General features: G+C 68.7%; 16 protein-coding genes and 1 riboswitch. Of the genes, 12 read left to right on the plus strand and 4 right to left on the minus strand.

Annotation, left to right across the window (positions count from 1 at the left end; translation table 11 throughout):
* Window positions 1-349: 349 nt before the first annotated feature.
* The 4 genes from AC1RIF_RS26925 to AC1RIF_RS26940 are packed head-to-tail and all read right to left on the minus strand — an operon-like array spanning window position 350 to window position 2,877.
* On the minus strand, window positions 350-589 hold the full coding sequence (locus AC1RIF_RS26925; protein WP_492604445.1) for a hypothetical protein: 240 nt from the start codon (window positions 587-589) through the stop codon (window positions 350-352).
* Window positions 590-599: 10 nt separating this feature from the next.
* Window positions 600-1,100, minus strand: coding sequence for a DUF732 domain-containing protein (locus AC1RIF_RS26930; protein WP_492604446.1), 501 nt, complete (start codon window positions 1,098-1,100; stop codon window positions 600-602).
* Window positions 1,101-1,150: 50 nt separating this feature from the next.
* The gene (locus tag AC1RIF_RS26935; protein ID WP_492604447.1) at window positions 1,151-1,621 is read right to left on the minus strand and encodes a GyrI-like domain-containing protein; all 471 of its coding nucleotides are present in this window, start codon (window positions 1,619-1,621) and stop codon (window positions 1,151-1,153) included.
* On the minus strand, window positions 1,618-2,877 hold the full coding sequence (locus AC1RIF_RS26940; RefSeq protein ID WP_492604448.1) for a hypothetical protein: 1,260 nt from the start codon (window positions 2,875-2,877) through the stop codon (window positions 1,618-1,620). Before AC1RIF_RS26940 ends, AC1RIF_RS26935 begins: the two co-directional genes overlap by 4 nt.
* Window positions 2,878-2,978: 101 nt before the next feature.
* On the opposite strand from AC1RIF_RS26940, the gene AC1RIF_RS26945 reads away from it, so the two are divergent.
* The 12 genes from AC1RIF_RS26945 (at window position 2,979) to gcvP (ending at window position 13,922) form a co-directional block, all read left to right on the plus strand.
* Window positions 2,979-3,596 carry an NUDIX hydrolase gene (locus AC1RIF_RS26945; protein ID WP_492604449.1) on the plus strand — a complete coding sequence of 206 codons (618 nt, stop codon included), beginning with the start codon at window positions 2,979-2,981 and terminating at the stop codon, window positions 3,594-3,596.
* A 41-nt stretch (window positions 3,597-3,637) separates the two neighbouring features.
* The gene (locus tag AC1RIF_RS26950) at window positions 3,638-4,681 is read left to right on the plus strand and encodes an SMP-30/gluconolactonase/LRE family protein (protein ID WP_492604450.1); all 1,044 of its coding nucleotides are present in this window, start codon (window positions 3,638-3,640) and stop codon (window positions 4,679-4,681) included.
* A gap of 93 nt (window positions 4,682-4,774) precedes the next feature.
* A complete protein-coding gene (gene clsA / locus AC1RIF_RS26955) occupies window positions 4,775-5,395 on the plus strand; it encodes a cardiolipin synthase ClsA (protein ID WP_492604451.1) in 621 nt (206 codons plus the stop codon).
* A 56-nt stretch (window positions 5,396-5,451) separates the two neighbouring features.
* Window positions 5,452-6,258, plus strand: a complete 807-nt coding sequence (locus AC1RIF_RS26960; protein WP_492604452.1) for a DUF881 domain-containing protein — start codon at window positions 5,452-5,454, stop codon at window positions 6,256-6,258.
* Window positions 6,255-6,605 carry a small basic family protein gene (locus AC1RIF_RS26965; protein WP_114723513.1) on the plus strand — a complete coding sequence of 117 codons (351 nt, stop codon included), beginning with the start codon at window positions 6,255-6,257 and terminating at the stop codon, window positions 6,603-6,605. The genes AC1RIF_RS26960 and AC1RIF_RS26965 overlap by 4 nt, the downstream gene beginning before the upstream one ends.
* A gap of 86 nt (window positions 6,606-6,691) precedes the next feature.
* The gene (locus AC1RIF_RS26970; RefSeq protein WP_492604459.1) at window positions 6,692-7,411 is read left to right on the plus strand and encodes a DUF881 domain-containing protein; all 720 of its coding nucleotides are present in this window, start codon (window positions 6,692-6,694) and stop codon (window positions 7,409-7,411) included.
* Window positions 7,412-7,457: 46 nt separating this feature from the next.
* Window positions 7,458-7,862, plus strand: a complete 405-nt coding sequence (gene gcvH / locus AC1RIF_RS26975) for a glycine cleavage system protein GcvH (protein ID WP_492604453.1) — start codon at window positions 7,458-7,460, stop codon at window positions 7,860-7,862.
* A gap of 222 nt (window positions 7,863-8,084) precedes the next feature.
* Entirely contained in the window at window positions 8,085-8,582 is a 498-nt protein-coding gene (gene odhI / locus AC1RIF_RS26980) for an oxoglutarate dehydrogenase inhibitor Odhl (RefSeq protein ID WP_492604454.1), read from the plus strand.
* Window positions 8,579-9,316, plus strand: coding sequence for a transcriptional regulator FtsR (ftsR, locus tag AC1RIF_RS26985; RefSeq protein ID WP_492604455.1), 738 nt, complete (start codon window positions 8,579-8,581; stop codon window positions 9,314-9,316). The genes odhI and ftsR overlap by 4 nt, the downstream gene beginning before the upstream one ends.
* Window positions 9,317-9,415: 99 nt before the next feature.
* A complete protein-coding gene (locus tag AC1RIF_RS26990; RefSeq protein WP_114723591.1) occupies window positions 9,416-9,889 on the plus strand; it encodes a bifunctional nuclease family protein in 474 nt (157 codons plus the stop codon).
* A gap of 233 nt (window positions 9,890-10,122) precedes the next feature.
* Window positions 10,123-10,740: a MerR family transcriptional regulator gene (locus AC1RIF_RS26995; protein WP_492604456.1), complete on the plus strand. Its 618-nt coding sequence runs from the start codon at window positions 10,123-10,125 to the stop codon at window positions 10,738-10,740.
* 54 nt (window positions 10,741-10,794) lie between these two features.
* A riboswitch (glycine riboswitch) is annotated at window positions 10,795-10,901 on the plus strand.
* A 180-nt stretch (window positions 10,902-11,081) separates the two neighbouring features.
* On the plus strand, window positions 11,082-13,922 hold the full coding sequence (gene gcvP, locus AC1RIF_RS27000) for an aminomethyl-transferring glycine dehydrogenase (protein WP_492604457.1): 2,841 nt from the start codon (window positions 11,082-11,084) through the stop codon (window positions 13,920-13,922).
* The last annotated feature ends 67 nt before the right edge of the window (window positions 13,923-13,989 follow it).

The following is a 13,989-nucleotide window of genomic DNA, read 5'->3' on the forward strand; positions in this document are numbered from 1 at the left end:
ATGGCGCGATACGGCAACACTAACAACGAAGTTGATCTTGAAGTGTAGCGTCGGACCAGGGCATGTCGAGCCCGTCGGGATTCCCCTGGGTTCTGTGGCGCCCCTGCACGCGGAGCGGTGGCGTGGCGGGCTCCGACAAGGGTGATTTCGGGGGTGAATGCGCAGGGGTGCGGCTCCTTGCGGCCGCGAGTTGGACTAGCGTCCAACTTACTGCTCGCCTCCTGACTCGAGTGGTAGCGACGTCCCCTTCCTGAACGCAACCCAGGGATGTCGCAGGCGGTGGCTCCCGCACGCAATTCGAACGCACATCGAAAGGGAGCCACCGTCCACACGAGGCGGTCGGGCGCGCCTATCGGTGCCGTGTCTCCCTACCGTTGCGGGTGACCGCGCAGATCGCATCCGTCCACGCCGGAAACGCCTCGACCAAGCGGTACTGCGGAGCGCTCTGCCCGCGTTGCCAGACGCCCCACTGTTCGGCGCCGTCTCCACCGCGGATCCTGCGCACGGCCCACGGGGCGGGTGTTCGTGCAGGCGCTTCGGGGAGGCCGAGGAGTCGGCGCATCGCGTCGTACGGGATCTGTTCGCTCATCGAATCGTGCTCAGACGAAATCGGGGCAGTACGCGACCGTCGCGGCGCTGAGTACGTTGGCGACCTCCGCCGTGGTGTATCGGCCGTCGCCGAGGTACTCGGTGGTCAGCTCGGGCTTGCTCTGCCCGCGGTACAGCGAGTTGCACATGGACAGGCCCAGACGGATCTGGTCGCTCTCGGACTTCTCCATCAGTGTGAACTCGGTGATGTACGACAGGAACAGGATGTCCTCGCCGCTGAGAGTGCTGCTCGGTTCGGTGTCCAGCGCGGGCGGCGCGACGACGGCGGGGGAGTCGCCTGCGGTCGATGTCGTGGGCCCCGAGGTCGAACTGCGCGGTGTCGCACGGATGGTCGCGGTGGCTTCCGTCCGGGCGGCCGAGGTGGTCGCGTCCGGAGTGGTGTGAGCGATGACGACGGGCTCCCCGTCGGTGGGAGTGCTGCTGCAACCCGTGAGGATCAGAGCGGAGGCGGAGAGCGCGGAGAAGAAGCCGAAACGGGCCGAGCGAATCACGATGCCGAATCTTGCCCTACCAGGGCGACAAGATCTTTTCCGGGGCGTGGTCAGTTCGTGCTCGGGTCGGGCCGCACGATCGGCATGAGGATCTCGGTGCGGGGTCGGGGGACGTCGGGGTCGTCGAGATAGCACTCCCACGGCTCACCGGTTGTGGCGTAGTCGTGCTCGGCGATCCACTCGGTCAGCGCGATGTAGGCGGACTCGACCGTGTCGTAGCTGCCGATGTGCAGTGTGCTCGCACAAGGGCCCGCCGGCAGCGACGCCGGCTCGACCCGCCCGGTCGGTGTGATCGGGTGCTCGAGCGGGAAGCCCGCCTCGACGTTCCAGATGCCGTCGGGCCGGGGCCGGAACCGTCCGAAGGGCGGTCCGGTGATCGTGATGTCCTGATCTGCCGCGGCGCGCGCCACCTCCGCGAAGGCCGGGCCCAGGAACGCGGCGATGGAGTCGACGTCGACATTGCCGTCGACGACGCCGGTCGGTTGTGCGTCGATGTCGCGAATCCGGATGTCGTAGTTCACGACTGCGGGCCTCCGATGCAGGCGTCGTAGCCTCGCTCGACGAACGTCGATGCCGAGCAGTAGGCGACGGTGGGGTAGTAGGCGCCCATCGAGACGGCGGGATCGGTGCCGGTGGACTGTGACACCTGGATCGACGTGGGGTAGAAGTCCGGCGACGGCAACATGTTCCGCAGGATCAAGGCCTTCTTCGGGACGTCGGTCGAACCCCACGGCAGCACCGTCACCGTCGAGTCCACGACCGCCGGCAGGTCCTCCGGGGCGCCGACGACGAACGTGTACCAGCCGTCGTCGTCGAGCCGGGTCTGGAAGTCGGCCGCGCACGCGACCACCGGGTACGGCGAGACCAGGTCGTTCTGGCACATCGACCAGTAGCGCACCTGGCGATCCGGAGCGATCGCGGACACGCCCGCCCGGGTGTCGGGGAAGGACGGCGACTTGCCGCGCACCACGGCGACCCGCCCGGGCTGGTGCGTGAGCTCCGCGGCGATGTACTTGTTGTCCCCGTTCGGGAACAGGCCCGACGTGCTTGCCGGGTTCACGAACACCGCCTCGGGGGTGTCGCTGCGGAAGGCGCCCGACGCGGCCACCTCGATCGCCCGGTCCACTCCGCGTCGAGCGACATCGGCGACCGGGCCCGAGAACGAGTCCGGATCGAACGGCTGCGCGCACGGCTGCACGGGCACGCTTGCCCCACCGCGTCGGTAGGTGACGTTCGGCAACGGCACGCCGCCGCTGAGCGATCCCGGATCGTCGGGAACGTAGACCCGGATGATCAGGAACCCGATCGGCGCGGCGTCGGCGCGCAGAGCCCGAATCTCGTTGCGCGCCGGATCGGCCGGACCGGGCACGAGCGTCGCGTGCCAGCGGCGCTGATCGGGTGGCAGCGCGCGGTCAGCGGCGTCGGCGAAGGGATTCCCGCTCCCGGGATCGGGAAGGATCTGGTCGTCCCGCAACGTGTCGATCGTGTCGAGGTCCGTGCCGTAGGTGTTGAGGGAGAAGTAGCGGGCCGACGGGTAGGCGCCGGACAGCTCGACGGAATCCTGGGGGCCCAGCACGTAGGGCAGGACCCAGTACGTGGCGTCGGTGTCGGGGAAAGCGACGTTCAGCGACTGGCCGTCGGACATGAACCGCCACGCACAGGGCATCGGATCGGCAGGCGCCGGATTCGCCGGAGTGGGTGCCGCGAGGAGTGTGGCCGCGGCACACGCTGCGGCCGAGCCACCCACTGTGCGGCGGATGATCGATCGCGGTGACATGGGCATTGCAGGACCCCCATCGCAGGGCTTCACGATAGCGAGGTCGGCAGGCGGTTGGGGCATGATCGGGCGAACAACGGTTCGACGCGCAGGAGGCGGTCATGGCGGATTCGACGAGCGACACCCGGGAGCGGATCGAACTCGCGTTGCGGGCCTTCGAACCCGAATCGGCGGCCCGCGCCGGCCGTCGTGAGGCAGCCGTCGCGATCGCGGTCATGCGTGGCGAGGACGGTGCTCCGGTGTTCCCCTTGACGCTGCGGCCCTCGAAGATGCGCGCCCACGCGGGCCAGTTCGCGCTGCCCGGCGGCCGGCTCGATCCGGGGGAGACGGCACAGGACGCGGCCCTGCGCGAGCTCGGTGAGGAACTCGGGGTGCACGTCGGCCCCGAGGACGTGCTCGGGCGGCTCGACGACTTCGTCACCCACTCCGGCTACATCATGACCCCGTACGTGGTGTGGTCGGGGCAGTCGATCGCGTCCGTGGTGCCGAGCCCGGACGAGGTGGCCCACGTGTTCTCGGTCGCGCTGGACGAACTCGACGTCCCGGCGCAGTACACGACGATCCCCGGATCCACCGAGCGCGTCGCGTGCTGGCCCTTCCGCGGCGAGCACATCCACGCCCCCACCGGTGCGGTGATCCATCAGTTCTGCGAGGTGGTGCTCCACGGGCGGCACACCCGGGTCGCGTCGTTCGCACAACCGGCCTTCGCATGGCGCTGAAACCCGCGTGAGCGCTCGCGCGCCGGACTAGCGTCGGGCTCGTGAGCATTCTGCGGACGGTCCTGCGTGCCCTCGACCGCACCGGCATCGAACCGGTCGCGTGGCAGCCGCCGCCCGCGCCCGCCGAGACCGGACCGTTCGCACCCGGACACCAGCTCGACGGCTCCGAGCAGTGGCGGCTGCCCACCGGCCGCGGACCCGAGGACGTGGCCGTCGACGGCGACGGCCGGGTGATCACGGGCGGCGACGATGGTCGGCTGTGGCGGTTCGACGCTGCCGGACGCGCCACCGAACTCGCGCACACCGGTGGCCGTCCGCTCGGCGTCGAGGTTCTCGACGACGGCCGCTACCTGGTGTGCGACTGCGAACGCGGGCTGCTGCGGGTGGACGAGACCGGGCGCGTCGAACTGCTCACGGACTCGGCGCTGGGCCGTCCACTGCTGGCGTGCAACAACTCCGCAGTCGGCCGGGACGGCGTCGTGTACTTCACCGATTCGTCGGCGCGGTTCACCGTCGCCGATCACCGGCTCGACCTGCTCGAACACAGCGGCACCGGCCGGCTGCTCCGGTTCGATCCGCGCACCGGCGAGATCGATCTGCTCGCCGACGGCCTGCAGTTCGCGAACGGGGTCGGCCTCGCCGCCGACGAGTCCTACGTGATCGTCGCCGAGACGGGCTCGTACCGGATCCAGCGCGTGGAGCTGACCGGCCCGCGGGCCGGGGCGGTCTCGGTCTGGGCGGACAACCTCCCCGGAATCCCCGACAACGTCACGTCGCAGACCGTCGAGGGCATCTTCTGGCTGGCTCTGTACAGCCCGCGGATGGCGCTGCTCGACAGGGTGGCGCCGTACCCGAGCCTGCGGGTCCTCACCGCGAATCTCCCGAGCGTCCTGCAACCCGACCCGGAACACCGGGCCTGGGTACTGGGACTCGACGGCACCGGACGCGTGGTGCACAGCCTGCAGGGCGGGAAGGGGAGCTACTCGCCCGTGACCGGTGTCCGTGTGACGCCGGACTGGCTCTACCTCGGCAGCCTCACCGCCGGAACGCTCGCGCGGGTCCCCCGCTGCGAGCTGGGTCTCTGAACCGGGCAGGCTCCGAACGGTCGGTCCCTGAAATGGCACCCCGGGTGTGGAAAGCTGGCCTGCGACAGGGACGGGAAGCCGAGAGGATCGTTGGTGGACGCGGTAGGACAGAACGTGGGCTCGGAGCCGGACGCCGATCGCATCCTCACCATCCCGAATCTTCTCAGCGTGATCCGCCTCGCCGGCGTCCCGCTGTTCCTGTACTTGATGCTCGGTCCGCAGGCCGACGGCTGGGCGTTGGCGGTGCTGATGCTCAGCGGCTTCACCGACTGGGCCGACGGCAAGCTCGCCCGCCTGCTGAACCAGATGTCGCGGCTGGGCGCGCTGCTCGATCCGCTGGTCGATCGGCTGTACGTGATCACGACGTTGATCGCCTTCGTCGCCCGCGACATCATCCCGTGGTGGGTGGCGGCCATCCTGATCGGCCGGGACCTGATCCTGGCCTTCACCCTGCCGGTCTACCGTCGCCGCGGGCTTCCGCCGCCGGACGTCATCTACCTCGGTAAGGCTGCGACGTTCGCGTTGATGTTCGCGCTCCCGCTCCTGCTGGCGGCACAACTCGACTGGGGATTCGCGACGATCGCGAACCCGTGGGGATACGCGTTGCTGATCTGGGGCACAGTGCTCTACGTCTGGACGGCCGGCCTGTACATCGCGAAGGCGGCCGCGGTGGCCCGCACGGTCCCGCGGGCCGTCACCCGGAGCGGCCCGTGACAGGTACGCCCAGGCCGGTGCGGCGGAACCCGGTTCCGTCGCTACTGAAGTCGCTCATGAACGACCACCTCGACCCCGGCTACGCCGGCGCGGCGGAGGACCGGGAACAGGGTCACTCGAAGCCCACCCGCATCGCCGCGGGGGCGTGGATCTCGCTCGGCGCAGTACTCGTCGGTCTGGTGTTCGGCATCTCCTACGCGCAGGCGACCTCGTCCGCATCCGATGTCGATCAGACCCGTACCGAGATGCTGACGAAGGTGCGCGACGCCGAGGACCGTGGGCGCGGTCTGGCCACCGGGCGGGACGAGCTGACCGTCCGCGTCGACGACCTCCGGGCATCCGTGCTCGCCGGCGACACCGAGGGCGCTCAGGTCCTCGACCAGTTGCGCACCCTCGAGGCCTCCGCGGCCGCCGAACCGGTGCACGGGCCCGGTCTGGTCGTCACGCTCACCGACCCCGCGGCGAGGCCCGACCTGTCCGACTCGTCGCAACGTGTCCCCGGCTCCCCACAGGCCGGGGTCCTCGACCGCGACCTGCAGTCGGTCGTCAACGCGCTGTGGGCGAGTGGCGCCGAGGCCGTCGCCGTGGGCGATGTGCGCGTCGGGCCGGCCGTCACGATCCGTCAGGCGGGCGGGGCGATGCTCGTCGACAACCAGCCGGTGCCGTCTCCCTACCGGGTGTCGGCGATCGGTCCACCGCGCAAGCTGCAGACCGGTTTCGTGGTGAGTGACGCCTATCTCAGGATGTCGACGGTTCAGCAGTTGTACGGCGTGGGATTCACCATCGCCGAGTCCGACGACCTGCAGCTCCCGGCAGCGGCCGGTCGTGAAGTGAGATTCGCACAGGAAACGGGGGCACCGTGAAAGGTGGATACGCGCTCTACGGAGTGCTCGCGCTCGTCGCCGGCATCGCGCTCGGGATCGTCTTCAGCCCGCAGGTGCCCGACGCCGTCCAGCCCTATCTGCCGATCGCCGTGGTCGCCGCGCTCGACGCCGTGTTCGGCGGGCTGCGCGCGTACCTCGACGGGATCTTCGACTCCAAGGTCTTCGTCGTCTCGTTCGTCTTCAACGTCCTGGTCGCGGCGCTGATCGTGTGGCTCGGCGACCAGCTGGGCGTCGGAACACAGCTGTCGACGGCGATCATCGTCGTCCTCGGTATCCGGATCTTCGGCAACGCGGCAGCGCTGCGGCGTCGACTGTTCGGGGCGTGATCGGCGTGCCACCCGAGGACGACATCACCGACAAGACCGACGACGCCACCGAGACCGCCGGACCCCGCAGCGAAGGCCGGCACGAGATGCCCGCGTCCACGCGTCCGAAGACACGATCCCGATTCGCGTTCGGGCTGCTCGCAGTGCTGCTGATGGCGGCGCTCGGTGTCGCGATCGCGACACAGGTCAACAGCACCGGCTCGGGCGACAACCTGGATTCGGCGCGGCCCGCGGACCTCCTCGCGGTCCTGGGGAACCTCAACCAGCGCGAGGCTGCGCTCCGGCAGGAGATTGCGGGCCTGGAGCAGACGCTGTCGAAGCTCGAGGCCGGCGGCGGCAGTTCCGGTGCGGCATTGGAAGAGGCGAAAGGCCGGTTGTCCGCGCTGTCGATCCAGGTGGGCACCGTGGCGGCGACCGGTCCGGGTGTCACCCTCACGGTCGAGGACCCCGGCTCGTCGGTGGGCTCGGAGGTACTGGTCGATCTCATCCAGGAGCTGCGCGCCGCTGGCGCGGAGGCGATCGAGATCAGCGGCTCCGGATCCGAACCGATCCGCATCGGCGTCGACTCGTGGGTCAGCGGCGGGGGTGGGAACGTCACCGTCGACGGCCGCCGGCTCTCCGCCCCGTTCCGGATCGTGGCGATCGGTGATCCGCCGACGCTCGCGGCGGCCCTGAACATCCCCGGTGGCGTGGTCGACACCGTCGCGCGTAGCGGCGGACAGTTGCGGATCGTGCAATCACCGCAGGTCACCGTCTCCGCCTTGCGGGAGATCAAACCGCGCCAATACGCTCAGCCCGGAAACTGATCTTCTCCGGCCCGCTCGTCGGGCCGGCCCCCGAAAGGAAGCCACCGTGAGTGAGCTCGCTACCCCCGCCGATCTGCGCTACACAGCAGAGCACGAATGGGTGCGGCGCACGGGTCCGACGACGGTGCGCGTGGGTATCACCGACTTCGCGCAGTCACAGCTCGGCGATGTCGTGTTCGTCCAGTTGCCGGCGGAGGGCGACGACGTGACCGTCGGCGATTCCTTCGGTGAGGTGGAGTCGACGAAGAGCGTTTCGGACATCTTTGCGCCGTTGACGGCGAAAGTCGTTGCCGTCAACGCCGATCTGGACGGCAGCCCCGAGCTGGTCAACTCCGACCCGTACGGAAACGGCTGGCTGGTGGACCTCGAGGTCGAAGACGAGGCCGGACTGGACGAGGTGCTCGCCGGAACCCTGGACGCCGAGGGATACCTCGCGGTTTCCGGCAGCTGATTCGCGGAGTACTCCGCCGGATTTCGCGGGTCGTCGCCCGGCCTGTCCGCCTACACGCACCGCCACTGTCAGGGTACGGTCGAGGTGAGCGAGATGCCGTGTCGGTGCGCAGATTCGCATCGCAATGTGATGGTGGCCGAGATTCGTCGAGGCCGAGTGGTACCGCGTGACCCCGGGAATACAGAAAACGTTCCCGGGTAAACGGATTGAGGAGGAGAAACGGTGAGCGAGAACGGCAACGATGCGGTTTACGGGGAGACGCCGGCCGAGACCACATCGGTTTTCCGTGCGGATTTTCTCAACGAGATGGACAGCTCGTCCTCGCAGACGGCTGAGGCTCCGGTCTCCGGAGTCGAGGGGCTGCCCGCCGGTTCCGCGCTGCTCGTCGTCAAGAGGGGCCCGAATGCAGGCTCGCGCTTCCTGCTCGACCAGCCGACGACGTCCGCGGGGCGCCACCCCGACAGCGACATTTTCCTCGACGATGTCACGGTGAGCCGTCGGCACGCCGAGTTCCGTCAGGACGACGACGAGTTCCAGGTTGTCGACGTGGGCAGCCTGAACGGTACGTACGTCAACCGCGAGCCGGTGGACTCTGCCGTCCTGGCGAACGGCGACGAGGTGCAGATCGGCAAGTTCCGCCTCGTGTTCCTGACCGGACCGCGCGGCAACGCCGGCGGCCCGCAGATCGGCGAATCCGCGGCTGGTGCGGGCAACCAATGACAGCCGTCCGGCAGGAGGCCGCCACAGGCATGTCGATCGGCACGGTGCTCGATCGACTGCGCCCGGATTTCCCGGACGTGACGATCTCCAAGATCCGATTCCTCGAGGCTGAGGGGCTGATCAGTCCGGAACGGACACCGTCGGGGTACCGGCGATTCTCGATCGCCGATTGTGAACGACTGAGGTTCGTGCTCACTGCGCAGCGGGATCAGTACCTGCCGCTCAAGGTGATCAAGGAACAGCTCGAGGCGATCGACAGCGGTGTCGCGACGGTCGGGGCAGTGGATTCGCTGCCCCGACGTCCGCGCACCCTCGCGGTGGCACCCGGGGAGGTGTCGCCGGAGGAGTTCCGTGCCGATCGCGAGGTGCGGATCAGCCGGGACGACCTGATCGCACGGTCGGGTATCGACGAACGCTTCCTCGGCGAACTGCTCCGCAGCGGGCTCGTCGTGCCCGGCGCCGCCGGCTTCTTCGACGAGGACGCCGTGACGCTGTCACGGACCGCGAAGGCGATGTCGGAGTTCGGTCTCGAGGTCCGGCACCTGCGGGCGTTCAAACTGGCCGCCGATCGTGAGGCCGGCCTGGTCGCGCAGATCGCCGGGCCCGTCGCAAAGGGTCGCGATGCGGGTGCGCGGGATCGCGCCGAGGAGATGGTGCGGGAGCTCGCGGCGCTGTCCCTGACCCTGCACACCTGCCTGGTGAAGGCGGCCGTGCGCGGGGCTCTCGATCGCTGACGGCCGCAGCGGGTTCGAATAGAATCGGGGCAGTACGTCAAACGGGGCTTGTTCGCCGTTCGAGGTGGACCCGGTCACCGGTACGAGGTGGAGGACGCGATGAGTGAGATGCGTGTGATCGGAATCCGTGTCGAACAGCCGCAGAACCAGCCGGTGTTGCTTCTGCGTGAAAGCAACGGCGACAGGTACCTGCCGATCTGGATCGGGCAGACCGAGGCCACGGCGATTGCGTTGGAGCAGCAGGGGGTGGAACCCGCACGCCCGCTCACGCACGACCTCATCAAGGATCTACTCGAGGCCTTCGGTCACACCCTGCGGGAAGTGCGGATCGTCGACCTTCAGGCCGGCACCTTCTACGCCGATCTGGTGTTCGAGGGCGATGTTCGCGTTTCGGCCCGTCCGTCGGATTCGGTGGCGATAGCGCTGCGGATCGGTGTCCCGATCTATGTGGACGAGGCCGTTCTCGCGGAGGCGGGTCTGGTGATGCCGGACGAGCGCGAGGACGAGGTGGAGAAGTTCAAGGAATTCCTCGAGTCCGTGTCGCCGGATGATTTCAAGGCGACTGACGGCTGACCTAACCCTCAACTTTAGGTTGAGGTCTTGGGCGCGTCGCGTTGACCTCCGTTCGTCGAGGCCATACCGTCACGTGCTGTGAACGACCGCCGCGCGGTGTGCGCGGGGCGTACCCTGAGTGGATCCACCGTTCGGGTTTACTCGATGTCACGAGTGAGCGATGTGCAGGTAGCGGGGAATCTTTGAGGCTCCGCGCCTGTCAGCGCTGCTGAACACGCGAGAGGGAGTAGTCCGTGGGAGATCGGCCGCAGGAGCACCAGTTGAACCTCTCTGACGAGGCGACCATCGGTGCGGTGAACGTCGACGAGGACGTGCAACCCGGGTTGTTCCCCGACGATTCCGTTCCCGACGACCTCGTCGGGTACCGCGTGCCGATCGCGTGTCAGATCGCCGGCATCACTTACCGCCAGCTCGACTACTGGGCCCGCACCAATCTGGTCGTCCCGTCGATTCGCGGCGCCGCCGGGTCGGGCAGCCAGCGCCTGTACTCGTTCAAGGACATCCTCGTCCTGAAGATCGTCAAGCGCCTCCTGGACACCGGGATCTCGCTGCAGAACATCCGTGTGGCGGTCGACCACCTGCGCCGGCGGGGCGTGCGGGATCTCGCCCGCATCACCCTGTTCTCCGACGGCACCACCGTCTACGAGTGCACGTCCGCCGAGGAGGTCGTCGATCTCCTGCAGGGCGGTCAGGGCGTCTTCGGGATCGCAGTCAGCGGTGCGATGCGCGAACTCACCGGAACGATCGCCGACTTCCCGGCCGAACGTGCCGACGGCGGCGAGGCCACGCAGGCACCCGAGGACGAACTCGCCTCGCGGCGCAAGACCCGAGGCGACCGCAAGACCGGCTAGCCTGTTCTGGGCTTTCGTCCAGGTTCCGGGTCGTGGCATAGACTGACGGTGCGTCGCCGTCGTGCGGGAGAGTTCCGGGCGCAGCTGTAGCTGCTGCTCGGGCGCCGAAGGAGCAACACCTCCCCGTCAATCTCTCAGGCACCCAGGACCGTACGGGCTCCGACGCCTCTGGAAAGCGGTGGGAGTACCCACCCGCCCACGGGGAAAGGCGCGCACATCCGGCGGATGCGGCGGCAGCTGAATCTCTCAGGCGCTCGGGTCTCCCGAGCAGGCGACAGAGGGGGAGGACCGTTCCATTCGTGGAGCGCATCCTGCACCCGTCGAACCGCCTGGGAGTTCACTTGATCGACGCTCGTAGCCATTCGTTCGCCGACCGTCACGTCGGCCCGGATTCGGCCGAACTGGCACGCATCCTCGAGGTCGTGGGTGTCGGGTCACTCGACGAACTCGCCACTCGCGCGGTTCCGGCAAGCATCCTCGACCCGACCTCCGGTGGTGTCGCGGCCGGTCTCGAGGCGCTCGACGCCCCGCTGACGGAGCACGAGGCGCTCGCTGCACTGTCCGCACTCGCGGCGAGCAACACCGTGGCGACCTCGATGATCGGGCTCGGTTACTACGACACCCTCACCCCGCCGGTGCTGGTGCGCAACATTCTCGAGAACCCCGCCTGGTACACCGCCTACACGCCGTATCAGCCCGAGATCAGCCAGGGCCGCCTCGAAGCCCTGCTCAACTTCCAGACCATGGTCGGCGACCTGACCGGCATGGAGATCGCGAACTCGTCGATGCTGGACGAGGGCACGGCCGCCGCCGAGGCCATGACGCTGCTGCGCCGTGCCTCGCGCAGCAAGTCGCCGCGTTTCGTCCTCGACACCGACCTGTTCCCGCAGACCCGCGCCGTGGTGATCACGCGCGCCGAACCGCTCGGCATCGAGATCGTCGAGGCGGACCTCACACGGGGGCTGCCCGACGGCGAGTTCTTCGGCGTGCTCGCCCAGCTGCCCGGCGCGTCGGGCCGGGTCGTCGATCACGCTGCGATGATCGCGGATGCCCACGAGCGTGGCGCTCTCGTCGCGGTGGGTGCGGATCTCCTGGCGCTGACGCTGCTCACCTCGCCCGGAGAGATGGGTGCGGACGCGTGTTTCGGCACGACGCAGCGGTTCGGCGTCCCGATGGGCTTCGGTGGCCCGCACGCCGGCTATCTCGCCGTGCACACCAAGCACGCCCGCCAGCTCCCCGGCCGACTCGTCGGCATCTCGGTCGACGCCGACGGCAACAAGGCCTACCGTCTCGCACTGCAGACACGTGAACAGCACATTCGCCGCGAGAAGGCGACGAGCAACATCTGCACCGCACAGGTGCTGCTCGCGATCGTCGCGGCAATGTACGCCAGCTACCACGGGGCCGAGGGGCTGAAGGCGATCGCGCAGCGCGTCCATCAACGTGCCGAGCTGCTGGCCGCGGGCCTGCGCGCCGCCGGCGTCGACGTGGCGCACGACGAGTTCTTCGACACCGTTCTGGCCCGGGTTCCCGGTCGCGCCGAGGAAGTGGTCGCAAACGCGAAGGCGTGGGGCGTGAACCTGCGACTCGTCGACGGTGACCACGTCGGCGTCGCGTGCGACGAGGCGACCACCGAGGCTCACGTGCAGTCCGTGCTGGCGGCCTTCGGACTGCCCGCCGGGACCGACATCGACTACACCCCCGCGCCGTTCGGCGACCGGAGCACCCCGTACCTGCAGCACGAGTCGTTCACGAAGTACCGCACCGAGACTGCCATGCTGCGCTACCTGCGGGCACTGTCCGACAAGGACATCGCCCTCGACCGCAGCATGATTCCGCTGGGCTCGTGCACCATGAAGCTCAATGCGACCGCCGAGATGGAGCCCATCACGTGGCCCGGCTTCTCGAAGCTGCATCCGTTCGCGGCCGAGGATGCGCCCGGCATGCTGAAGGTCATCGAGGATCTGCAGAACTGGCTGGTCGCCATCACCGGCTACGACGCGGTGAGCCTGCAGCCCAATGCCGGTAGCCAGGGCGAGTACGCCGGTCTGCTGGCGATCCGCAATTACCACCTCGGCCGCGGCGACGACCACCGCGACACCTGCCTGATCCCGTCCAGTGCGCACGGCACCAACGCGGCATCCGCGGTGATGGTCGGGATGCGCGTGGAGGTCGTCGCGTGCCGGGAGAACGGTGACGTCGATCTGGACGACCTGCGCGCCAAGATCGCCGATCACGCCGAGCGTCTCGCGGCGATCATGATCACCTACCCGTCGACGCACGGCGTGTACGAGCACGAGATCGGTGAGATCTGCGCGGCCGTCCACGATGCCGGCGGCCAGGTGTACGTCGACGGCGCGAACCTCAACGCGCTGGTCGGTCTCGCACGTCCGGGTCGCTTCGGCGGCGATGTCAGCCACCTGAACCTGCACAAGACGTTCTGCATTCCGCACGGCGGCGGTGGCCCGGGCGTCGGCCCGATCGGAGTCCGCTCGCACCTCGCGCCGTTCCTGCCCGGTCATCCGATGGCGCCGGAACTGGGTGGCTCGGGACCGGTCTCCGCAGCGCCGTACGGCAGTGCATCGATCCTGCCGATCACCTGGACCTACATCACGATGATGGGTGCCCAGGGTCTGCGCCGCGCGTCGCTCACCGCGATCGCATCCGCCAACTACATTGCGCGCCGTCTCGACGAGTACTTCCCGGTCCTCTACACCGGCGAGAACGGCATGGTCGCGCACGAATGCATCCTCGACCTGCGTCCGCTCACCAAGGAAACCGGCGTGACGGTCGACGACGTGGCGAAGCGCCTGGCAGACTACGGCTTCCACGCGCCGACCATGAGTTTCCCGGTCGCGGGCACGCTGATGGTGGAGCCCACCGAGAGTGAGAACCTCGACGAGATCGACCAGTTCTGTGAGGCGATGATCGCGATCCGTCGCGAGATCGACCGGGTCGGGGCAGGGGAGTGGCCCGTGGAGGACAACCCGCTGCGCGGAGCCCCGCACACCGCCGAATGCCTTGTTTCCGACTGGAATCACCCGTACTCGCGGGAGATCGCGGTCTACCCGCTGGGCACGGGCCGGCCCAAGGTGTGGCCGTCCGTTCGGCGCATCGACGGCGCCCACGGCGACCGGAACCTGGTGTGCTCGTGCCCGCCGATCGAGGCGTACAGCAGCTGAGCTGAATCGAACTGAACCAGGGCGAGGGGGGGGGGGGGGGGGGGGGGGGGGGGGGGGGGGGGGGGGG

The sequence above is a fragment of the Prescottella sp. GW823-FHT02E09 genome (genome assembly GCF_058797375.1).

What these genes read in the sequence shown, in the direction of transcription:
- AC1RIF_RS26960 (WP_492604452.1), top strand. Translation starts at nt 5,452, where the DNA reads ATGAACGACCACCTCGACCCCGGCTACGCCGGCGCGGCGGAGGACCGG.
- ftsR (WP_492604455.1), top strand. Translation starts at nt 8,579, where the DNA reads ATGACAGCCGTCCGGCAGGAGGCCGCCACAGGCATGTCGATCGGCACG.
- AC1RIF_RS26940 (WP_492604448.1), bottom strand. Translation starts at nt 2,877, where the DNA reads ATGTCACCGCGATCGATCATCCGCCGCACAGTGGGTGGCTCGGCCGCA.
- AC1RIF_RS26945 (WP_492604449.1), top strand. Translation starts at nt 2,979, where the DNA reads ATGGCGGATTCGACGAGCGACACCCGGGAGCGGATCGAACTCGCGTTG.
- AC1RIF_RS26970 (WP_492604459.1), top strand. Translation starts at nt 6,692, where the DNA reads ATGCCCGCGTCCACGCGTCCGAAGACACGATCCCGATTCGCGTTCGGG.
- AC1RIF_RS26990 (WP_114723591.1), top strand. Translation starts at nt 9,416, where the DNA reads ATGAGTGAGATGCGTGTGATCGGAATCCGTGTCGAACAGCCGCAGAAC.
- AC1RIF_RS26925 (WP_492604445.1), bottom strand. Translation starts at nt 589, where the DNA reads ATGAGCGAACAGATCCCGTACGACGCGATGCGCCGACTCCTCGGCCTC.